The following is a 21,875-nucleotide window of genomic DNA, read 5'->3' as shown; positions in this document are numbered from 1 at the left end:
AATCGTTACCGCGCGCGGGCCGCAACCCAGGCCTGCCAGTCGGCGCGGCTTCCGGAAAAGGCGTTCAGGTCGACATCTCCGGCGATGCCGGGCACGGTGCCGGTAGCGCTGTACTGCCAGAAACGCCAGCTCTGACCCGGATAGGCCTCGGCGGGCGTCTTGGCCGTTGTACGAAGCCAGAAATCATAACCTTTAAAATTGCTTAGCCCGTTCTGGCGATAAAATTCGGGCGTGGTGTAGATGATCGGGCGTTGGCCGTAGTGGGCTTCAACCACCGCCAGCCAGCGGCGCATCTGGTCACGCACCTCGTTGCCTGGCGGACGAATGTGGGCGCAGGTCGGCGAGAAGGGGTTCCACTCCATATCCAGCACCGGCGGCAGCATGTTGCCGCGCGGCACGTTGCGGATAAACCAGCGCGCCTGATCCTCGGGCGAGGTGCAAAAATAATAGAAATGGTAGGCGCCGCGCGCGACCCCAGCATTGCCCGCACCCCGCCAGTGCGTGTTGAATTCAGAGTCCAGCAGATCACCGCCTTCGGTGGCTTTGATAAAGGCAAAATTCACGCCGTTGCGTCGCGCGGTCTGCCAATCGACGCTTTTCTGAAAGCGGGCGGCGTCGATTCCATGGACGGCAAAGCGGTTCGGGCTTTGGCCGGTAAATGCCACCGGATCACGATCGCCGAAATTGGCCGAAAACAGAACACCCGGTTCGGCAGGCGGTACGGCACTGCGGGGGGCGCCGCAGGCGGCAAGGGCAAAAAGCGACAGGAAAACAAGGCGTTTAGCTAATTTCATTCGGTTGGTTTTCCTGCGATGAAGGCGAGGTTATTGGCGGGCATCTCTGCCACGTCGATGGGGCTGAGCCCAGCATCGCTGAGCCAACGCGCCATGTCGAGATCATCCTTGTAGCCGATGGCCGGATCGGCGGCGCGCAGCTCGGCGTCGAATTTCTCGTCGCCTGGCGAGGTCAGCACTCCGCCGCGTTTGAATGGGCCATAAAGGATCAGCGTGCCCCCGTCAGCGAGCGCGATTGCGGCTTCGGTGATCAGGGTCCGAACAGCGTCTGTGGCAATGAGATGCAGCAGGTTTGAAAGGATAATGAAATCAAACGGTTGATGTTGCGCAGCCCATCCTCGCTGCGTGGCATCCAGCGCGATGGCAGGGTCGACGTTGGGCAGGTCCGCGTCGCCAATATGGGCATTGATGCTGGCACGGCGGGTGACGTCGATCTCGCTGGGATGCCAGTGCACGCCGGGCAGGCGCGTGGCGTAGGCGACCACGTGTTGCCCAGTCCCGCTCGCAATCTCCAAAGCGCGTCCATGTGTCGGGGCATGAGCGGCAACCAGATCACTAAGCGGGGCGAGGTTACGCGCGGCCGAGGGTGCGATAAGCCGGTCGCCGGTTGCTGGTTCGGCGATGCTGGCGCTGGGCGGAAGGCGGCCCGTCATGTCTGTTCTTCCAGCCGGTCCGTCGCGGGGGGAGGTGTGGGTGAAAGTGCCGATATCGCTTGGTAAACTTCTGGCGTCATCGTGTAGTCGAGCGCCGCGAGAGAGGGCGCGAGTTGATCGGTCGAGCGCGCCGAGATGATCGGGCTGGGGCCGGTGGGGTGCGCGGCCGCCCAAGCGACCGCGAGCGTAGCCGCGCTGGTGCCCAGATCGGCCGCCATCGCGGCAAGCCCAGAGGCAGCCTGGTGCATGGCGTCTTGGCCATAGCGCGCGGCGTATCTGGCATCTTCGGTCAGTCGCCCGCCACCGCCGCCTGCGTATTTGCCCGTCAGAAGGCCACCACCGAGGGGGGAATAGGGTGCTGCGAGGATGCCCAGATCGTCTGCCATGGGCAGGATTTCCACCTCGGCCTGGCGTTTGACCAGATTGTACATCGGCTGGATCACTGCAATGCCCAGCCCGTGTTCGGCGGCCACATGTGCGGCCTTGACCACCTGCCATGCGGCAAAGTTCGACAGGCCGATGTGGCGGATGTGACTGCGGGCCTTGAGTTCGGCAAAGGCTTGGAAGCTGACGGATAGTTCTGTGTCGGGGTCAAAACGGTGCAGATAGAGGACATCGAGCGTATCGAGCTGCATCCGCTGGCGTGATGTCTCGGCGGAGGACAGGATATTTTCCCGCGTGGCCCCGCCGGTATAGGCCGCCTTTGTCGCGATGATCAGATCGTCGCGGCGGTCTTGTACAAAGCCGCCCAGCAACGTCTCCGACGCGCCATCGGTATAGACGTGAGCCGTGTCGAAATGGGTGATGCCCGCTCCGATACAGGCATCAAACATTGCCCTCGAGGCGGCGGCATCGGCGCGGCCGCCGAATTGCATGGTGCCAAAGGCGAGGCGGCTTGCGGGGGTGCCGTTGGGGCTGGTGAGGGTGTTTTTCATACGTTGAGTGTTGGCACGGGCGCGGCGGCCGTGCAACGGGGAAGCCCGGTGCAGCGCCAGATCGGCGGATGCAGGAGGCAAGGTGTTATTTGTCGGGGGCGAGGCCCGGCGCCTGCGACTTGCTCCGGGCGGACGGAACTCAACCCTTTTCAGGCTCGCCCTTTTCTGTGGCGCGTTGATAGGCGGGACGGTTCTGGATCATGTCGACGAACCCCGCCAGCGCTGGATAATCCGCCGCGCGGCCCTGACGCATGGCGATCTCCGCTGGAAAGCTGAGCATGATATCGGCAGCGCTGAGGCTGTCTTGTACGAAATGCCCGGAAGGGCGCACGAGACTGTTCATGTAGCTATAGTGGTTGTCCAACTCAGAGGTGATACGCGGCTGCAGCGGGGCGCCGGCGTCGCCCAAGCGCGAGACGTAGAGGTTCATCAGTATCGGCGTCATGGCCGAGCCTTCGGCAAAATGCATCAGTTCAAGGTGGCGCAGGTAGGCAGGGGTGTCACGCTCGGGGATCATTTCCGGGGCGAACCGCGCGCAGAGCACTTCGACGATAGCGGCACTTTCAGCGATCAACTGCCCGTCGATTTCGATCATCGGGGATTTGCCCAAAGGATGAACAAGCTTGAGTTCGGGTGGCGCGAGATTGGTCGTGGCGTCGCGGATGTATTGCGAGATCGTATAGGGCTGTTCCAGCTCTTCGAGAAGCCAAAGGATCCGGTGCGAGCGCGACCGGTTGAGGTGGTGGACAGTGATCATAAAGGGTGCCCTTCAAACAGCGTTGAAGGACAGTGTAGCGCGGGCGTCGCGCGCTACAAGCCGCTTTGCCCCGGCGGGGTCAGTCGCGGAAATAGATCGCCTCTTCGACGATGCCCGTTTGGGGGTAGCGGCCATTGTTGCGCACCTCGCGCAGCACCCCGCCCCATGGATCAAGATACACGATACGCCCATCGCGCCGTTTGGCAGCCGCGACGATAAAGTGGCCGCCGCGCCGAGGTTGGCCTTTGCCCTGCGGGTACCAGCCAACAAGGATTATGGCAGGCCGCGTGGGCGTAAGCCAGTCACCAAGTATTGAACGCGCGCTCATGTGGCGGACGTTAAAGCCCTCTTGGCGCAGCATGTCGGCCACCTGACGGGCATAAACCCCGGTCGAAGCAAAGGTATTGGCCATCGAACTTTGATTGGCGTCGTATGACCCTGGGTCAAGCGACATTGGTGCACCGGGCGGGGGTGGCCCCCCTTCGGGTGACATACCGGCGATCGCTTGATTGTACATGCGATTGGCGAGGTCCCATTCGCTTTCGTCTATGGACATCTGCCGCGCAATGCCGCGCGCCATCCAGATTGACGCAACGGCGCAGGAATTGGCCTGTCGCTGTGCCCAAAGTTGATAAGTATTGCCTGCACTGTCGGTCGCGAGCGATACGGTCATGGCAGTAAACCTCCATGGGGGCAGGGGCCAACCTGAAATGAAAAGGCCGCTGCGGATGCATAAAAAAGCTTTGTCACGCCCAAAAAAACGGCGTGGTAACAGGAAAGGGGAATCCCTCGTATGATAAGACAAATTTTAATTGACGCAAGGTAAGGTGATCCTGACCCCGGTTGAGCGGCCAGTGTACCCGGCGCAGGGCGGTGACATGGCGCAAAAAGAAAGGGCGCGCAGTTGTCTGCACGCCCTTCCAAGATCTTAGGAAATTGCCGGATTACTTCGGGATCGTGCCTTCGATGCCTTCGACATAGAAGTTCATGCCGGCCAATGTGCCGTCATCGGCAGTCTTGCCGTCGGCCAGCCAGTCAGAGCCGTCCTGTTTCTTAATGGGGCCGGTGAAGGGGTGGTATTCGCCCGATGCGATCTTGTCCTTCAGCGCGAGCGCTTCGGCTTTGACCTCGGCGGGAACGGCGTCGGTAATCTCACCAATGCCGACCATGCCAGCGCCAATGCCATCCCATGTGTCTGTGCTTTCCCATGTACCATCCATCACCGCCTTGGTGCGTGCGATGTAATAGGGCGCCCAGTTGTCAATGATCGAGGACACGCGCGGCGATGGCCCGTATTGTGCCATATCCGACGCCTGACCAAACGTGATCACGTTACCTGCTTCTTGCGCTGCGGCCTGCGGCGCGGTCGAATCTGTGTGCTGCAGAACGACGTCGGCACCCTGTTCGATCAGAACCTTGGCGGCGTCTGCTTCTTTTGCCGGATCAAACCAAGTGTAGGCCCAGACGATTTTGAACTGCACGTCGGGGTTGACCTTTTTGGCGTGGATATAGGCGGAGTTGATGCCCCGGATCACTTCGGGAATTGGGAAGGACCCGATGTAACCCACGATGTTGGATTTGGTCATCGACCCGGCAATGTGACCCTGAATGGCGCGGCCTTCGTAGAAGCGGGCGGAGTAGGTGGACACGTTATCGGCACGTTTGTAGCCGGTGGCATGTTCAAATTTCACATCCGGGAATTTGGCGGCGACGTTGATTGTCGGGTCCATGTAGCCGAACGATGTCGTGAAAATCAGATCGGCGCCGTCGAGGGCCATCTGTGTCATCACCCGCTCGGAATCCGGGCCTTCGGCGACGTTTTCGACGAATACGGTTTCAACCGCGTCGCCAAATTCTTTTTCGACGGCCAGACGGCCTTCGTTATGTTCATAGGTCCAGCCGCCATCGCCCACAGGGCCAACAAATACAAAACCGACTTTGGTCTTGTCCTGTGCCATCGCGCCTGTCGCGATGCCAAGCGCCACAGCGGCGCTGGTCAGAAGTGCAGATAATTTCATGTGGTTTTCCCTGTTGTTATCACCCCCCGCTTGCCGGGTGGGTTGATCGTGATGCCCCTAACTCGAGGCGTGGAACGTGCGGCCCAATGCGGCCGGTGCGGCACTCTTATCCGCAGAAAGGATCACCAGCACAAGGATGGTGATGAGGTAGGGCGACATTGCCAGATACTCCACCGGGATGGCAACGCCTGCGCCCTGTAGATTAAGCTGCAATTGGGTGATGCCGCCGAAAAGATAGGCCCCCAGGATCAGCCGCCATGGCTTCCAACTGGCAAAGACCACCAGCGCGAGGGCGATCCAGCCGATGCCGGCGGTCATGCCTTCGGTCCATTGCGGCACACGGATCAGGCTGATGTAGGCGCCGCCCAGCCCCGCGCAGGCCCCGCCGAACAGGATTGCGGCGGTGCGGATGCGTTTGACCTTGTACCCCAGCGCATGGGCGGCATCGTGGCTTTCGCCCACCGCGCGCAGGATCAGCCCGGCGCGGGTGAATTTCAGGACCGCCCAGACGGCAGCCACAAGGACAATGCCGAAGTACAAGATGATATCATGGGTAAACAGGATTGGCCCGATCACCGGAATATCGGCCAGCGGACCAAAGTCGATATCGCCGAGCCGTGGTGGTTTGATCCCGACATAGCTTTGCCCCAGCAGGGCTGACAAGCCCAGCCCAAAGAGCGTGAGAGCAAGACCAGAGGCGACCTGATTGGCCAGCGCGATCTGCGTGAGAAAGGCAAATAGCAATGACAGCGCCGCGCCTCCCACTGCTGCTGCGGCAAAGCCCATGATCGGTGACCCGGTTTCCACCGCGACGGCAAAGCCGCAGATCGCGCCGGTGATCATCATACCCTCAACGCCGAGGTTCAACACGCCCGATTTCTCGGCGACCAATTCACCGATAGCGGCAAAGATCAGAGGTGTCGCGGCGACGAGGAAGCCTGCGACAAACAGAACGGGGTTGATTGCGGAAGAATCCATCATGCAGCCTCCGCCGCGCCAAAGCGCAGCCGGTAATTGGTGAGAACATCAAGGGCGAGTAGGAAAAACAATAACATCCCCTGAAACACCTGGATGGCGGCGGCAGGCAGGCCAAGGCTGGACTGCGCGATATCACCGCCAATATAGGTGAGCGCCATCAGCCCCCCCGCCAGCAGGATGCCGATGGGGTGCAAGCGGCCCAGAAAGGCCACGATGATCGCGGTAAAGCCATAGCCCACGTTGAAATCAATGGTGATCTGCCCGGCGGGGCCTGCGACCTCGAACATACCCGCAAGGCCCGCCAGCAGCCCCGACATACCCATGCAGAACAGCACAAGCCGCACCGGGTTTACACCGGAAAAACGCGCGGCGCGGGGCGCTTCGCCTGTCACACGAATGGCAAAGCCAAGACGGTGTTTGGTCAGCAGCACATAGGCAAAGATCACCGCGATCAGCGCGGCAACCACGCCCCAGTGCATCCCCGATCCGGCAAAGATTTCGGCGTTATGGGCGGGGGCGTATTGTTGCAGGTTGCGCGAACCCGGAAAACCATAGCCTTCGGGGTTTTTCATCAATCCCAAGGCCATGGAGGATAGGAATTGTTCGGCTACATAGACCAGCATCAGGGAAACCAAAATTTCATTGGTGCCAAAGCGCACCTTTAAAAACGCGGGGATCATCGCCCAAAGCCAGCCGCCAAAGGCCCCGCCCAGCACCATCAGTGGGAAGATATACCAGCCCTCTGCCGGGTAAAACGCCAGTCCAACACCCGCGCCGAATATCGCGCCCATGATGTACTGGCCCTCGGCGCCGATGTTCCAGATTCCGGCCTTGAACCCCAGCGACAGACCGATGGCGATTAGCACCAATGGCGCGCCTTTGATCAACAATTGAGGGCGGTAGTAAAACGCGTTTTTGCCAAACAATGGGTCCCAGAAAATTGTCTGAAGCGCCACCAACGGGTCTTTGCCCAACACGGCAAACAGCAAGCCGCCAAAAAGCATCGTTGCCAAAACCGCCATCAGCGGGGTGGCCAGCGACAGCGTTCGGCTGGGCTGCGGGCGTTTTTCAAGGCGGATCACGCGCTGCCCTCCAGGTTCACTGTGCCACATAAACCCAAGCGCAACGGATCACACATGCGCCACCTCCATGCCATGCGCGCCGCCCATCATCAGGCCGATCTCATCTACCGTCAGTCCCTGCGCAGGGCGGGGGGCAGATAGGCGGCCTTCGTTCAGGGCGGCAAAATTATCGGAAATCTCCATCAGCTCATCCAGATCCTGGCTGATCACGATCACCGCCGTGCCGCCTGTGGCCAAATCCAGCAGCGCCTGCCGGATCGCAGCGGCGGCAGAGGCATCAACACCCCAAGTCGGCTGGTTCACCACCAGTAGGTCGGGGCGTTGCAACACCTCGCGGCCAATAACAAATTTTTGTAGGTTGCCGCCCGACAGTGACCGTGCGGCATTGCCGGGTCCGGGGGTGCGCACATCAAAAGTTTCGATGATCTTTTGGGCAAAGACCCGCGCCGCGCGCCAGTCAAGCATCCCGCCCCGGTCCAGCCCTTCGCGTGCTGCACCGGTCAGCATGGCGTTTTCGGTCAGTGACATGTCAGGCACGGCCGCATGGCCCAGCCGTTCTTCGGGGGCGGTCAGTATCCCCATTGCGCGCCGGGGGGTGGGGCCGAGCAGGCCAATATCGCGGTTTTGAAAATGGATCATTCCCGGCGCACTGCGCATTTCACCTGATAGCGCGCCGAGCAATTCATCCTGCCCGTTGCCCGCCACACCGCCAATACCCAGCACCTCGCCGCGCCGCACCTGCACCGAAATATCACGCAGCGGCATCCCAAAGGCACTGGGGGATTTTGCAGACAGACCGCGCAATTCCAGAACAACGTCACCCGGTGCTTTGCCCGCCCGCGTCGGGGTTTGCAGCACGCTGCCCACCATCATTTCGGCCATGTCGCGCGCCGATGTTTCCGACGGGGTGCAATGGCCCACCACCTTGCCCAGACGCAGGATTGTGGCGCTGTCGCACAGGCTGCGAATTTCTTCGAGCTTGTGTGAGATATAAAGGATCGCGGTACCTTCGGCGGAAAGCTTGCGTAGGGTTTTGAACAGTATTTCAACTTCTTGCGGCGTAAGTACCGAGGTGGGTTCGTCCATAATCAGAAGCTTGGGATCTTGCAGCAGGCAGCGGATGATCTCGACGCGCTGACGTTCACCCGCCGACAGATCACCGACAATCCGATCCGGCGATAGCGGTAGCCCGTAGGTGTCGGACACATCGCGGATTTGCTGGCTGAGCGCGCGCATCTTGGGTGGGTTTTCCATGCCAAGTGCGATGTTCTCGGCCACGCTGAGTGCGTCGAACAGCGAAAAATGCTGAAACACCATACCGACACCAGCCGTGCGTGCGGCATGTGGATCAGCCGGGGAAAAGGAATGCCCGTGCATCTTCATCTGGCCCGCGTCGGGTTTGACTAACCCGTAGATCATTTTGACCAACGTCGATTTGCCCGCGCCGTTTTCCCCAAGCAGTGCGTGGACCTCGCCGGGCGCGATGCTGAGAGACACGTCATCATTTGCAACAACGCCCGGATAGGCTTTCGTCAGCCCCTTGAGGTCGAGAAGCAGCTCGGTCATGCGGATACCTTTGGCTGGATATGGGCCATGAGGGCGGTCAGTGTGCCATGGGCGATTTGGGCGGGCATTTTGCCCATACTTTTGTCGCCAATAGGGCAGATGATCGGCGAGGGGTCCAGCCCCATCGCCGTTAAACGCTTGGAAAATCGGGCCCATTTTGTGTCAGACCCGATAAGGCCGATACTGGCGGCCCCAATTCTCAACAAGGCGGCGCAGAGCGCCAGATCAATGTCGTGGGAATAGGTAAAGATCAGATGGTGCGCCTGCGCGGGCGCATGGGCGGCAAGGCGCGGCATGTCGGCGGTCGGGGTCACAGTGACATGCGCTGGCACTTTGTCTGGAAAGCGGTCGGGGGCGCTGTCGACCCATGTGATGTCAAATGCGCAGGGCGGGCAGGCGGCCACCACCGCGCGTCCCACATGGCCCGCGCCCCAAAGCCATAGCGGCGTGTTTATGTCGCCGCACATCTCAAGCGGCAAGGGCGTCGCGGTGTCGAGGGGGCGAGGCTGGTCGGTGTAATGCAAGGTCACCGATCCGCCGCAGCACTGACCCAGACCGGGGCCAAGCGGGATGGTCCGGGTGTCATCGGTGCGGCCCGCGGCCAGCAGATGTCGGGCATGAGCGATGGCCAAGTGTTCCAATGCGCCGCCTCCGATGGTGCCTTCTGTGCCGAGTACCGTAACCTTCATCGCGGTGCCTGCGTCGCGCGGGGCCGATCCTCGGGTTGCGGTTATCTCGACATAGAGCGCTGTCATTTTTGCGCCCGCCCAATCGCAGCCAAAACAGATTGCGCAGTAGCGGGGGCTTGCAAATCGCCGTAGCGCGGACCGCATGCTGATACCGCATCGCTGAGCGCCATAAAGGCGGATATGCCGTGCATCAGGGGCGGTTCGCCCACGGCCTTTGAGCGGTAGACGGTATCGACCGGACTCGGCTGATCCCACAGGGCGACGTTGAACACTGGGGGGCGGTCGGAACAGGCAGGGATTTTATAGGTCGAGGGCGCATGAGTGCGCAGGGTGCCGCGATCGTCCCAGATCAGTTCTTCGGTGGTGAGCCAGCCTGCGCCCTGCACGTATCCGCCTTCGACTTGCCCGATGTCGAGCGCGGGGTTCAGCGACGCGCCGGCGTCGTGCAGGATATCGGTTCGAAGGATGCGGTTTTCGCCAGTCAGGGTGTCAATGACAACTTCGGTACAGGCAGCGCCGTAGGCGAAGTAGTAGAACGGGCGGCCCCTGCCTGTGATCCGATCCCATTCGATGTCGGGGGTTTTATAGAACCCGGTTGCCGACAGGCTGACGCGGTTTTCATAGGCCGATGCGGCGGCGGCGGCAAAGGTGATTTCTTCGGCCCCGATCTGGACCATGCCACTTGCAAAACGCACCTTGTCGGGCGTGGTTTGATAGCGTTCGGCCAGATGGTCCGCCATACGGTCGCGGATCGTGTCGCAGGCGACTTGCGCGGCCATGCCATTGAGGTCGGAGCCAGAAGAGGCGGCGGTGGCGGAGGTATTGGGCACTTTGGCGGTGTCGGTGGCGGTGACTTTCACCACGTCGGGCGAGACACCAAAGCGCGCGGCGGCGACTTGGGCTACCTTTTGAAACAGCCCTTGGCCCATTTCCGTACCGCCGTGGTTCAGGTGGATGGAACCATCCTGATAGACATGCACCAACGCGCCCGCCTGATTGAGGTGAGTGAGCGTGAAGGAGATACCGAACTTCACCGGGGTCAGTGCGATGCCACGCTTCAGCAGCGGGTTCCGTGTGTTCCATTCCGCGATGGCGGCGCGGCGTTTGGTGTAATCGGCGGTTTGTGCCAGCCGGTCTGTCAGCGCGTTGATGATGCAGTCTGTCACCGGCTGGTGATAGGGGGTGGTCTGCGCGTCGGTCTGCGGCATTATCGGGGCATTACCGCCGTGCGGCATCACCGGGGCATTGCCGTCGTGCGCAGGTGGCGTGCCGCGCGATGCCAGGTCGGCCTCTGTCGCGGGGGGTGTTCTGTTGTCGATAGCGGTGCCAGTGTCGCTGACCTGCGCTGCCGGGCCAGTGCTATCGGCGTAGTAGTTCGCCTGGCGCACCGCCAGCGGGTCGCAGCCAATGTGGTGGGCGATGTGATCCATCACACGCTCGATCCCGACAATCCCCTGCGGCCCGCCAAATCCACGAAAGGCGGTGGCGCTGGTGGTATTGGTGCGCAGACGGTGCGAAGTGATGCGAATATCTGTCAGGTGATAGGCGTTGTCAGCGTGCAGCATCGCACGGTCCGCCACTGGCAGGCTAAGGTCCATCGACCAGCCGCAGCGGGCATATTGGATGAAATCAAGCGCGGTAATGTGCCCGCTTGCGTCGAAACCTACGTCATAGGAAATGCGAAAATCATGGCGTTTGCCGGTCACGATCATGTCGTCGTCGCGGTCATAGCGCATTTTGCAGGGTTTGCCGGTTAGCCCGGCGGCCACGGCGCAGGCGATGGCCAGCGCGTTGCCTTGGCTTTCCTTGCCGCCAAAGCCGCCGCCCATGCGCCGGGTTTCGACGCGCACGGCGTGCATCGGGCGGCCAATGGCATGTGCGACCTTGTGTTGAATTTCGGTCGGGTGTTGGGTCGAGGAATGCACCAGCATATCGCCGTTGTCCTGCGGCAGGGCGAGCGCGGCTTGGCCTTCGAGATAGAAATGTTCCTGACCGCCGATGTCGATCTGACCTGACAGGCGTTTTGGCGCGTTTTTAAGGGCGCTGGGCGCGTCGCCCTTTTGATAGATGCGCGGGCCATCCTCGAAACGGCTGCCCGCGGCAAGGGCGGCGTCAATGGTGAGGATCGGATCGGTGGCTGCGATCTGCGCCTTGCCCAGATGCGCCGCGCGGCGGGCGGCAAGGTGGCTGGTGGCGATCACCAGAAACAGCGGTTGGCCTGCAAAATGTACGGTATCGGTGGCCAGCAGAGGTTCGTCATGGTTGGACGGCGAGGTGTCGCAGTCGTTGGGCAGATCAGCAGCTGTCAGGACATGCAGCACACCCGGCGCAGCGCGCACGGCGTCGAGGTCAAGCGCCATGAGCGTGCCAGCCGCCACGGTGCTAAGGCCGAATGCCAGATGCAGCGTGTCGCGGGGTGTGGGAATGTCATCGACGTAACGCGCGGCACCGGTGACATGCAGGGCAGCGGCGTCATGGGGCAGGGGGTGCGTGACGCTCATGCCGTGACCTCGTGCAGATTGGTGGCGCTGCCGTTTGCGTCGTGGAAATAGCGCAGCAGCATGTTTTGCGCGCTTTGCATGCGGTATTCAGCAGAGGCGCGCATGTCGCTGAGGGGTTGGAAATCATGCGTCATGGCGGCCATGGCGGCGCGGATTGTGCTGACGGTCCACGGCTGGCCTGTCATCGCGGCCTCGGATGCTGCGGCGCGTTTTGGGGTGCCGGCCATACCGCCAAAGGCGATGCGGGCGGCGGTGATGGTCTTGCCATCCCCGGTGATGGAGATACAGCCGCAGACCGCAGAGATGTCCTGGTCAAATCGCTTGGACAGTTTGTAGCAGCGCAGTGTATCGCGTTGTTTTGGCACGCTGATCGCTTCGACAAATTCGCCCGCTGCGCGGTCTTGTTTGCCGTAGTCGATAAAGAAATCCTCAAGCGCGATGGTACGGCGGGTATCGCCCCGGCGCAGGTGGAGTGATGCATTGAGGGCGATCAGTGCAGGTGGGCCGTCGCCAATGGGCGAGCCATTGGCGATATTCCCGCCGATGGTCGCGGCGTTGCGCACTTGGGTTGAACCATAGCGGCGCAGCATCGCACCAAGGCTGGGGTGATGCGGGGCAAGGGCTGCTTCCACATCCGTCAACGTTGTCATGGCACCGATGCGAAACCCACTGTCTGTTTCGGTTATGCCGCGCAGGTCGCTGCATTGATTGAGAAAGGCCACTGTGCCGAGATCGCGAAAACCTTTTGTGACCCAGAGACCCACATCCGTCGCCCCGGCCACGAGGGTGGCGTCTGGGTGATCGAGATACCATGCCGCGAGGGTATCGCTATTGTCAGGTTGGATATGTGCAGGCCCGCGGACAGGCGTTTTAGGTGGCCGGGGCGCAGGGATATCCTTAACCAAAACCTGAGAGAGGTTTTTCAAATGGTCAGGGACGGGTTTGCCCGCAGCAGCATCGGCGGCGCGGATGATGGGTGCGTAGCCGGTGCAGCGGCATAGATTACCCGCCAGTTGCACGTCGTGATCGGTAGCACCGTTCAAGTGTGCCGTAGCCATCGAAATAACAAAGCCGGGGGTGCAAAAGCCACATTGACTGCCGTGGTGGTCAATCATCGTCTGCTGCACAGGGTGCAGCGTACCATCCGGGGCGCGCAGCCCTTCAACGGTGGTGACGGATTTGCCGTTGATCTGAGGCAGAAACAGAATGCAGCCGTTTAGGGCGCGCGAACCTGTTTCATCGGTGATCATAACCGAACAAGCGCCGCAGTCGCCTTCGTTGCAACCCTCCTTGGTGCCTGTGAGGCCGCGCTCTTCGCGCAGCCAATCTAGCACGGTGGTGGTGGGCGAAATGTCGGAGAGCGACACGACTTCTCCGTTGAGAAGAAAAGTGATGTCCATGGTTTCAAACCCGCCGCGGTACAATATGGCCCTTTAATGCGCGGGGTTCGATGCGGCGTAGAACCGGGCGCGAGCTTGGTAGAGGTCAGGCTAGCGGGGCGGGGGGCGGCTTGGCAAGGAAAAAGCGTTTGGGGACTGCCCGACTTTAGATCACGCAGCGGGCGGCGGGCCATTGGCTTCCTATTCCGGTGATCGACCGACCTGTGCGACCTGACGGGATTCCGACGCTGGCGTAGCCCCGGCGGCTGGCCTAAGTTGGCGACATGAAAAATGACCCCCGATTCATTCACCTGCGCAGCCATTCCGAATATTCCCTTTTGGAAGGCGCGCTGCGGCTGAAAAAGCTGCCAGATATGTGCCGCAAGGCCGGCATGCCCGCGCTGGCGCTGACCGACACCAACAACATGTTTGCGGCGCTGGAATTTTCCGTGGCGATGGCGGGCGCGGGGGTGCAGCCGATCATCGGCTGTCAGGTCGATCTGGCCTATGTCGAGGTGCAGCCCGGCGAAAAACCACGCGCCCCTGCCCCGGTGGTTTTGCTGGCGCAGAACGAGCAGGGTTATGAGAACCTGATGAAGCTCAATTCCTGCCTGTATCTAGATAAGGGTGGCGCCACGGCAGAGGTGACGCTGGCAGAGCTGGAGGCACGGAGTGCGGGGTTGATCTGCCTGACGGGCGGGCCGGGTGGTCCGGTGGGGCAGTTACTGCGCAGCGCGCAGCGCCCGGCGGCTGAGGCGTTGATGGCGCGGTTGCATGCGGCATTTGGCGACCGACTTTATGTCGAATTGCAGCGGCATCCGGGCGAAGACGGCCAGCCCGAGGCGGAACGGCTGACCGAGCGCGGCTTTGTTGAAATGGCCTATGCTATGGGGATCCCGCTGGTGGCGACCAACGACGTCTATTTCCCTGACAGCAAAATGTACGAGGCGCATGACGCGTTGATCTGTATTGCCGAAGGTGCCTACGTCGATCAGCAGCAGCCGCGCCGCCGTCTGACCGCGCAGCATTATTTCAAGACCCAAAGTGAGATGGTAACCCTGTTTGCCGATCTGCCCGAGGCGGTGGCCAATACGGTAGAGATTGCCAAACGCTGTGCTTTTATGGCCTATCGCCGTGACCCGATCCTTCCGAAATTTGCCGATGACGAAATTGAAGAACTCAAGCGTCAGGCCCACGCTGGGCTGAAGGGCCGTCTGGCGGTTATTCCCCACGCTGTGTCGGTCGAGGATTACGAAAAGCGGCTGGATTTTGAACTGGGTATCATCGAAGGCATGGGGTTTCCCGGCTATTTTCTGATCGTTGCCGATTTTATCAAATGGGCCAAGGATCAAGACATTCCGGTGGGGCCGGGGCGGGGTTCTGGTGCGGGTTCTCTTGTGGCCTATGCGCTGACAATTACGGACCTTGACCCGCTACGCTATAACCTTCTGTTCGAGCGGTTCTTGAACCCTGAGCGGGTTTCGATGCCTGACTTTGACATCGATTTTTGCATGGATCGTCGCGAGGAGGTGATCCAATACGTGCAAGCCAAATATGGGCGCGACAAAGTGGGGCAAATCATCACCTTTGGTGCATTGCTGTCCAAAGCGGCGGTGCGCGACATCGGCCGGGTGCTGCAGATGCCTTATGGCCAGGTGGACCGGTTGAGCAAGATGATCCCGGTCGAAGGCGTAAAGCCTGTGAGCATCGAAAAGGCGCTGGCGGACGAACCGCGCCTGCGTGAAGAGGCGCGCAACGAAGAGGTGGTAGCACGGTTGCTGGATTACGGTCAGCAGGTCGAAGGGCTGCTGCGCAATGCCTCGACCCACGCGGCGGGTGTGGTGATTGGTGATCGGCCACTGGATGCGCTGGTACCACTATACCAAGATCCGCGATCCGATATGCCTGCAACCCAGTTCAACATGAAATGGGTTGAACAGGCCGGGCTGGTCAAATTCGACTTTTTGGGCCTGAAAACCCTGACCGTCATCCAGAACGCGGTGGATCAGATCAAAGCGTCGGGTCGGCATTTGCACCTTCGCGCCGATGGGGTCGAATTGTACGCCCCACCCGAGGGCCACGTGGATGATATCGCCACGATCCCGCTGGATGATGAGGCATCTTATAAACTTTACGCCAGTGCCAAGACGGTGGCGGTGTTTCAGGTGGAATCCAGCGGCATGATGGATGCGCTCAAGCGCATGAAGCCGACCTGTATCGAAGACATTGTGGCCCTTGTGGCGCTTTACCGTCCCGGCCCGATGGAAAACATTCCGACCTATTGCGAGGTAAAGAACGGCCAGCGCCAGTTGGAATCGGTTCATCCGTCGATCGACCACATTCTGGAAGAGACCCAAGGCATCATCGTTTATCAAGAACAGGTGATGCAGATTGCGCAGGTCATGGCGGGCTACTCGCTTGGTGGCGCTGATCTGCTGCGCCGGGCGATGGGTAAGAAAATCGCCGAAGAGATGGCCAAGGAGCGCCCCAAGTTTGAAAAGGGCGCGATGGCCAATGGGGTGGACAAGAAGAAAGCCACCGAGGTTTTCGACCTTCTCGAAAAGTTCGCTAACTATGGTTTCAACAAATCGCACGCGGCGGCCTATGCGGTCGTCAGCTATCAAACCGCATGGTTAAAGGCGAACCACCCGGTCGAATTCATGGCCGGTGTCATGAACTGCGATATCCATCTGACCGACAAATTGGCGGTGTATTTTGAGGAAGTACGCAAGCGTCTGGAACTGCCGTGGGTGCCGCCCTGCGTGAACCGATCAGATGCGACGTTCAAAGTGGTCGACGGGGCGCTGGTATATGCGCTGGGCGCGCTGAAAAACGTCGGTGTCGAGGCAATGAAGCTGATCACCGAGGGTCGTCGGGTCGAAGGGGCCGATCGCCCGTTCTCGACGTTGTTTGATCTGGCGCGGCGGGTGGATCTGAAACGGGTCGGCAAACGGCCACTGGAGATGCTGGCGCGATCAGGCGCGTTTGACGTGCTCGACAGCAACCGTCGACGGGTGTTTCAGGCACTGGATGGTCTGGTGAGCTATTCTGCGGCGATCCACGAACAAAAGGCCAGCAATCAGGTGTCGCTGTTTGGCGAGGCGGGCGATGATCTGCCCGAACCGCGCGTGTTGCCCTGCGACGATTGGCAGTCGGCGGAACGGCTGACAGAAGAATTTAAGGCCGTGGGTTTCTACCTCAGCGGGCACCCTCTGGACGATTATATGGGCGCGCTGAAACGCAAGTATACCGGCAAGGCGGTGAAATTCCTTACGCTGGATGAGTTGACGCAAGAGGTATCGGTGCGCGGGGCAATGAACGCCTGTATCGCAGGTGTCGTCGCGGGGCGGCAGGAGCGGAAATCGGCGCGGGGCAATAGGTTTGCATTTGCGCAGATGTCGGACACGACGGGCGGCTATGAGGTGACGCTGTTTTCCGACACGCTGGAAACAGCGCGCGAACACCTTGAGGTCGGATCAAAGGTGATCGTCACCGTCGAGGCGACGATGGAGAGCGAGCAGTTGAAGCTGCTGGGGCGCTCTGTGGTGCCGATTGAGACAGCGGTTGCGGATGTCGGTAGCATGGGCCTTCGGGTATTCATCGACGGGCCAGCGGCGATTTCGGCAGTGGCCGATGTGCTGGACGGCGCGCGCAAAGCGGCGAAAGCGGCAGCGCGGGGGCCAGTGCAGTTCTGCCTGATGGACCCCGGACTGCCCGGCGAAGTCGAGGTCGATCTGGGGCTTGAGTATCCCGTTACCCCGGCGATAAAGGGGGCGATCCGGTCGCTCGATGGGGTGATGGAAGTCGAGGAAATCTAGGGCGCTGGATGGCCGTCGCCACCCTCTGCAGGCGAGGGCTTGCCGGCCACGCTGGACGAAAACGCAGGCATGCTGTAGCAACAGCCGGCGTTTCCCGGGGGGCCTCATGTTCAGAACTGCGATTCTCATCCTTTGCTTGGCGGTGTTGTCGGGTTGCGGTGATCCTCTGGCGGATGTGCCGCGCTTGGCCGACGTCGAGCTTGCCAATGGTAAAACATCCCCCAAGGCGTTGCCGACGGAGGATGAGATCGCGCGTGAAGGTTTTTTTGGCACGGATGCGGCAGGTGGTAATCTGCCGGAAGGGCTGAGTGCGCCCAAACCTGCGAAAGGCGGCGGGCTGCTTGGGCTATTCGGCGGCGGTTCGGCACAGCCTGAAGATGCGAGCGACGACGTCGCCTTTGGCACGCGCTTGCCCTTTGGCCAGGTGGCGCGGGTCTGTGACGCGGTGGGTGAAAAGCTGGGGGCAAAGGTCAAAGATGGATCGGCGCGCGGGTACCAGCTTTTTGATTCCGCACCGGGCGGCGCGGGGGCGCGGACGTTCTATATCACAGGATTTTCCGATGGTTGTCCGCGCCAGTTAACGGCGGCTAATGTGCTGCTGGGAACGCCATCGTTCTATGAGCAATTGCGCTACGGGCCGGGGGGCGAAAACCTGCCCTACGGCGAAACTGACAAGGCTTATGATACGGTGAAGTCACAGGTTTGCGGTGCTGGGCACGGCAAACCCTGTGGGCGCAAGATCGGCAAGTTGGACAAGACAACGTTCTTTGTCAGCGCCTATGAGCATCTTGGCGACAACGCGCGCTGGTCTGAAGTTCTGGTCCACGACGGCGCATTGATGGCTGCGGCGGTTAAATCTGGCAGTTGATCAATAATGCGGTGGGCGTTCGTCGCCCATGACGACACCACCGCCACCGGATGCGTCGCGTTCGCCTTCGCGCTGCATCAGCATATGCACACGGCGGTTGAGGGTGACAATCTCACGTTCCTGCCGCGCGACCACTTCAGACAGATCGTCAACAGTGCGGGTAAGATGGGCGATTTGTTCTTCAAGTTTGTCAGTCACGGCGGGCATCCTTTTTTTGCGGGCTTAGCATGGTGGTATGAATGTGGGTAGGGGGCTGTCTGCCCCCGGCGCGTGCCGCGCCTCCCCCGAGGAATATTTAGGACCAAAAAGAGGGGGTAAAAAGGGTGGCGCTGGCTGCGTCGCTTGCTCTTGCGGGGGGCTTGGGCTAGACGCGAGGCCGAATGATGATGCTAGGATCGTTGCCATGGCCAAGCCGAAGAAGACCCCCCGCCCCAAGGCCGAAACGCCCAAGGGCTTTCGCGATTATTTCGGGGCCGAGGTTACGCATCGCACCGAGATGTTGGGCAAGATCGCGGCGGTCTATCATCGCTATGGCTTTGACGCGCTGGAATCGGCAGGGGTGGAAACGGTTGAGGCATTGGGCAAGTTCCTGCCGGATGTGGACCGGCCCAATGAGGGCGTATTCGCCTGGCAAGAGGATGCCGAGGGCGACAAGCCCGGTGACTGGTTGGCGCTGCGCTATGATCTGACGGCACCATTGGCGCGGGTTTATGCGCAGCACCGCAATGATTTGCCCGTGCCCTATCGGCGCTATGCCATGGGGCCGGTCTGGCGCAATGAAAAGCCCGGACCGGGCCGGTTTCGGCAGTTCTACCAGTGTGATGCGGATACTGTTGGTGCGCCTTCGGTGGCGGCGGATGCCGAGATTTGCGCGATGTTGGCCGATTGTCTGGAAGAGGTTGGCATCGCGCGCGGTGATTACGTCGTGCGGGTGAACAACCGTAAGGTGCTCAATGGGGTGCTGGAGGTTGCGGGGCTGTCGGGCGACGATAAGGAACATGAGCGCGGTATCGTCTTGCGCGCGATTGATAAATTGGATCGGCTCGGGCCGGAGGGCGTGCGTGCGCTGCTGGGTGCTGGGCGTAAGGACGACAGTGGCGATTTCACCGATGGGGCTGGGCTGGGGGATGCGCAGGCCGAAGTTATCATGGGGTTCATGGAGGCCAAACGGGGCAGCGGTACTGAGACGGTGGCACGGTTGCGCGAGCTGGTGGCTGGCTCTGACATTGGTGCGCAGGGCGTAGATGAGTTGGAATTGATTTCTGATCTGTTGGCCGCGGGTGGCTATGGCGCGGATCGGGTTGAGATTGACCCCTCGGTCGTGCGCGGCCTTGGCTATTACACCGGGCCGGTGTTCGAGGCGGAGCTGACCTTTGAGATCAAGGACGAAAAGGGCCGTGTGCGCAACTTTGGCTCTGTTGCGGGGGGTGGGCGTTATGACGATCTGGTCAAGCGTTTCACCGGGCAAGAAGTGCCTGCGACGGGCGTATCTATTGGCGTCGATCGGTTATTGGCGGCGCTGGATGCCAAGGGCCGGTTGTCGGATGCGGGCGCTGGCCCCGTTGTTGTGACCGTGATGGATCGCGACCGGATGGCGGATTATCAGGCGATGGTGGCCGAGTTGCGCCAGGCGGGCATTCGTGCTGAGGTTTATTTGGGCAATCCCAAGAATTTCGGCAACCAGATGAAATATGCCGATAAACGTGCCAGCCCGGTGGTGGTGATCGAGGGTGGTGACGAACACGCGCGCGGTGTTGTGCAGATCAAGGATATGATTTTGGGCGCGCAATTGGCGCAGGACGCGACATTGGAAGAATGGAAAGAACGGCCCAACCAATACGAAATTCAGCGCGCTGATCTGGTGAAGGCGGTGCGTGATATCTTGGATCGGCCAAACTGATGCCTACACGGTCGGAAACGCTGGCGCGGGCGGCAGGGTTGCGCGCGATGTTCGAAGCGCAGGGCGCGGTTCTGGTGGAGCCGCCGATCCTTCAACCTGCGGATACGTTGCTAGACCTATATGGCGAGGATATTCGCGCGCGCGCCTATGTGACATCGGACGCTCTGCGGGGTGAGCAGATGTTGCGCCCGGATTTCACGGTGCCTGTGGTGCAGATGCATATGGCGCATGGGGCGGAGCCTGCGCGCTATACCTATGCAGGCGAGGTGTTTCGCCGGCAGGAACATGATCCAAACCGGGCCAATGAATATATCCAGGTCGGTTTTGAGGTGTTTGACCGGGTCGACCCGGCCGCGGCGGATGCCGAGGTGTTTGCCTTAATCGCAGAGGCGATGGCGGGCCTGCCTGTGCGGGCCGTGACAGGTGATATCGGCGTGCTGATGGCTGCTGTTGATGGGTTGCAGACCACGGCGCGGCGCAAGCAGGCCTTGATGCGGCACATCTGGCGGCCGCGGCGCTTTCGCTCTTTGTTGGAGCGTTTTGCGGGGCGTAGCGCCGTACCGCCGACACGCAAGGCATTGTTGGAGGGCACAGCCCCCCGATCCGCGGCCCCACTGATCGGGATGCGGTCGCAGGACGAGATCGACGCGCGGGTCGCCGCGCTGGCCGAGGATGCTGCGGCAGCCCCTATATCTGCCAATCAGGTGGATTTGATCGAGGCGCTTTTAGACGTGCGCGAGACAATGCCCCATGCGCTGAGCCGGTTGCGCGATCTGGCGGTGGATATGCCCGCGATCTCAGATGCTGTGACGCGCGTGGCAGACCGGGCCGAAGCGCTGCGCGCGCGCGGTGTCGACACCGACGCGTTGGTATTCGAGGCAAGCTATGGCCGGGCGTCGATGGAATACTACGACGGGTTCGTCTTTGGCTTTCGGGCCACGGCGCGCCCTGATCTGCCTGCGATTGCAACGGGTGGACGCTACGACGCGCTGACGCGCCGCTTGGGACAAGGCAGCGAAATCCCGGCAGTGGGCGGTGTAATGCGCCCCGGTCTGATGCTGGAACTGGAGGGCGGGCAATGACCCTCAAACTGGGTGTACCGTCCAAGGGGCGGCTGATGGAAAAGACCTTTGAATGGTTCGGCGCGCGTGGGGTATCGTTGCAGCGCACCGGGTCTGACCGCGAATATGCGGGCAAGGTCGAGGGGATTGACGATGTATCGCTGATCCTGTTGTCGGCGGGGGAAATTCCGCGCGAGTTGTCGGCGGGGCGGATACACCTGGGGGTGACGGGCACCGATCTGGTGCAGGAAAAACTGGCACTGTGGGAACAATTGGTCGAACCGATTGAAGAATTGAAGTTTGGCCACGCCGATCTGGTGATCGCGGTGCCGCAGGCCTGGGTCGATGTGGACACGCTGGACGATCTGGATGCGGCGGCAGCAGCATTTCGGGCGCAACACGGTTTTCGGATGCGGATCGCCACGAAATATCACCGTCTGGTGCGGAATTTTCTGCGGTCGGGCGGCGTTGCGGACTACGCGCTGGTCGACAGCCAAGGCGCGACCGAGGGCACCGTCAAGAACGAAACCGCAGAGGCGATTGCCGATATCACGTCCAGCGGTGAGACCCTGCGGGCCAATCATCTCAAGATCCTCAGCGACGGCTTAATCCTGCAATCTCAGGCCACTTTGTGGCGGTCGCGCATGGCCCCGTTGGAGGATCCAAGCCGCAAGGCATTGAAGGATTTGATCGCCAGATTGACGTGACGCAGCGTTAATCTGTGGTTGTTTCGCACGGTTAAGCGTCAATTATCACTATATAATTTAGCTATTTACTAATTTCTTTAGCGATGCTGACGCAGGGGCCACCATCAAGCCTCTTGCGGGATGCTTTCACTCGGCTAGGGTGAAGGGACAACAGCCTTGCCTTTGAAGG

Annotated in this window: 18 protein-coding genes; 5 read left to right on the top strand and 13 right to left on the bottom strand. The window is 60.9% G+C overall.

Annotated features, from left to right (window positions below; all coding sequences use genetic code 11):
- Positions 1–5: 5 nt before the first annotated feature.
- The 12 genes from AC1965_RS15750 to xdhA form a co-directional block, all read right to left on the bottom strand.
- Positions 6–794: a glycoside hydrolase family 25 protein gene (locus AC1965_RS15750; RefSeq protein ID WP_483884795.1), complete on the bottom strand. Its 789-nt coding sequence runs from the start codon at positions 792–794 to the stop codon at positions 6–8.
- A complete protein-coding gene (locus AC1965_RS15745; protein WP_483884794.1) occupies positions 791–1,447 on the bottom strand; it encodes a DUF938 domain-containing protein in 657 nt (218 codons plus the stop codon). The genes AC1965_RS15750 and AC1965_RS15745 overlap by 4 nt, the downstream gene beginning before the upstream one ends.
- Positions 1,444–2,382: an aldo/keto reductase gene (locus AC1965_RS15740; protein WP_483884793.1), complete on the bottom strand. Its 939-nt coding sequence runs from the start codon at positions 2,380–2,382 to the stop codon at positions 1,444–1,446. Before AC1965_RS15740 ends, AC1965_RS15745 begins: the two co-directional genes overlap by 4 nt.
- 139 nt (positions 2,383–2,521) lie before the next feature.
- Positions 2,522–3,139 carry a glutathione S-transferase family protein gene (locus AC1965_RS15735; protein ID WP_483884792.1) on the bottom strand — a complete coding sequence of 206 codons (618 nt, stop codon included), beginning with the start codon at positions 3,137–3,139 and terminating at the stop codon, positions 2,522–2,524.
- A 79-nt stretch (positions 3,140–3,218) separates the two neighbouring features.
- Positions 3,219–3,812: a cysteine peptidase family C39 domain-containing protein gene (locus AC1965_RS15730; RefSeq protein ID WP_483884791.1), complete on the bottom strand. Its 594-nt coding sequence runs from the start codon at positions 3,810–3,812 to the stop codon at positions 3,219–3,221.
- A 271-nt stretch (positions 3,813–4,083) separates the two neighbouring features.
- Positions 4,084–5,157 carry a BMP family ABC transporter substrate-binding protein gene (locus tag AC1965_RS15725; RefSeq protein ID WP_483884790.1) on the bottom strand — a complete coding sequence of 358 codons (1,074 nt, stop codon included), beginning with the start codon at positions 5,155–5,157 and terminating at the stop codon, positions 4,084–4,086.
- A gap of 57 nt (positions 5,158–5,214) precedes the next feature.
- Positions 5,215–6,135, bottom strand: coding sequence for an ABC transporter permease (locus AC1965_RS15720; protein ID WP_483887063.1), 921 nt, complete (start codon positions 6,133–6,135; stop codon positions 5,215–5,217).
- On the bottom strand, positions 6,135–7,217 hold the full coding sequence (locus AC1965_RS15715; protein ID WP_483884789.1) for an ABC transporter permease: 1,083 nt from the start codon (positions 7,215–7,217) through the stop codon (positions 6,135–6,137). The genes AC1965_RS15720 and AC1965_RS15715 overlap by 1 nt, the downstream gene beginning before the upstream one ends.
- A 48-nt stretch (positions 7,218–7,265) precedes the next feature.
- Positions 7,266–8,783 (bottom strand): ABC transporter ATP-binding protein, encoded by a 1,518-nt coding sequence (locus AC1965_RS15710; RefSeq protein WP_483884788.1) that lies wholly within the window; start codon positions 8,781–8,783, stop codon positions 7,266–7,268.
- Positions 8,780–9,538 (bottom strand): xanthine dehydrogenase accessory protein XdhC, encoded by a 759-nt coding sequence (gene xdhC / locus AC1965_RS15705; RefSeq protein ID WP_483884787.1) that lies wholly within the window; start codon positions 9,536–9,538, stop codon positions 8,780–8,782. Before xdhC ends, AC1965_RS15710 begins: the two co-directional genes overlap by 4 nt.
- Positions 9,535–11,973: a xanthine dehydrogenase molybdopterin binding subunit gene (gene xdhB, locus AC1965_RS15700; protein WP_483884786.1), complete on the bottom strand. Its 2,439-nt coding sequence runs from the start codon at positions 11,971–11,973 to the stop codon at positions 9,535–9,537. Before xdhB ends, xdhC begins: the two co-directional genes overlap by 4 nt.
- Positions 11,970–13,373, bottom strand: a complete 1,404-nt coding sequence (xdhA, locus tag AC1965_RS15695; RefSeq protein ID WP_483884785.1) for a xanthine dehydrogenase small subunit — start codon at positions 13,371–13,373, stop codon at positions 11,970–11,972. The genes xdhB and xdhA overlap by 4 nt, the downstream gene beginning before the upstream one ends.
- Positions 13,374–13,636: 263 nt before the next feature.
- On the opposite strand from xdhA, the gene dnaE reads away from it, so the two are divergent.
- Positions 13,637–17,170: a DNA polymerase III subunit alpha gene (gene dnaE / locus AC1965_RS15690; protein ID WP_483884784.1), complete on the top strand. Its 3,534-nt coding sequence runs from the start codon at positions 13,637–13,639 to the stop codon at positions 17,168–17,170.
- 106 nt (positions 17,171–17,276) lie between these two features.
- Positions 17,277–18,038 carry a hypothetical protein gene (locus AC1965_RS15685; protein WP_483884783.1) on the top strand — a complete coding sequence of 254 codons (762 nt, stop codon included), beginning with the start codon at positions 17,277–17,279 and terminating at the stop codon, positions 18,036–18,038.
- On the opposite strand, the gene AC1965_RS15680 is transcribed toward AC1965_RS15685, so the two are convergent.
- Positions 18,039–18,245: a SlyX family protein gene (locus AC1965_RS15680; protein ID WP_483884782.1), complete on the bottom strand. Its 207-nt coding sequence runs from the start codon at positions 18,243–18,245 to the stop codon at positions 18,039–18,041.
- A gap of 196 nt (positions 18,246–18,441) precedes the next feature.
- On the opposite strand from AC1965_RS15680, the gene hisS reads away from it, so the two are divergent.
- The 3 genes from hisS to hisG are packed head-to-tail and all read left to right on the top strand — an operon-like array spanning position 18,442 to position 21,706.
- Complete coding sequence (hisS, locus tag AC1965_RS15675; RefSeq protein ID WP_483884781.1) at positions 18,442–19,938, top strand: histidine--tRNA ligase; 1,497 nt, start codon at positions 18,442–18,444, stop codon at positions 19,936–19,938.
- The gene (locus AC1965_RS15670; RefSeq protein ID WP_483884780.1) at positions 19,938–21,020 is read left to right on the top strand and encodes an ATP phosphoribosyltransferase regulatory subunit; all 1,083 of its coding nucleotides are present in this window, start codon (positions 19,938–19,940) and stop codon (positions 21,018–21,020) included. Before hisS ends, AC1965_RS15670 begins: the two co-directional genes overlap by 1 nt.
- A complete protein-coding gene (gene hisG / locus AC1965_RS15665) occupies positions 21,017–21,706 on the top strand; it encodes an ATP phosphoribosyltransferase (RefSeq protein WP_483884779.1) in 690 nt (229 codons plus the stop codon). Before AC1965_RS15670 ends, hisG begins: the two co-directional genes overlap by 4 nt.
- Positions 21,707–21,875 lie beyond the last annotated feature (169 nt).

The organism is Sulfitobacter sp. KMM 9851 (assembly GCF_057178245.1).
The sequence above is the reverse complement of the archived record's forward strand: the minus strand, read 5'-3'. Positions and strand labels throughout refer to the sequence as shown.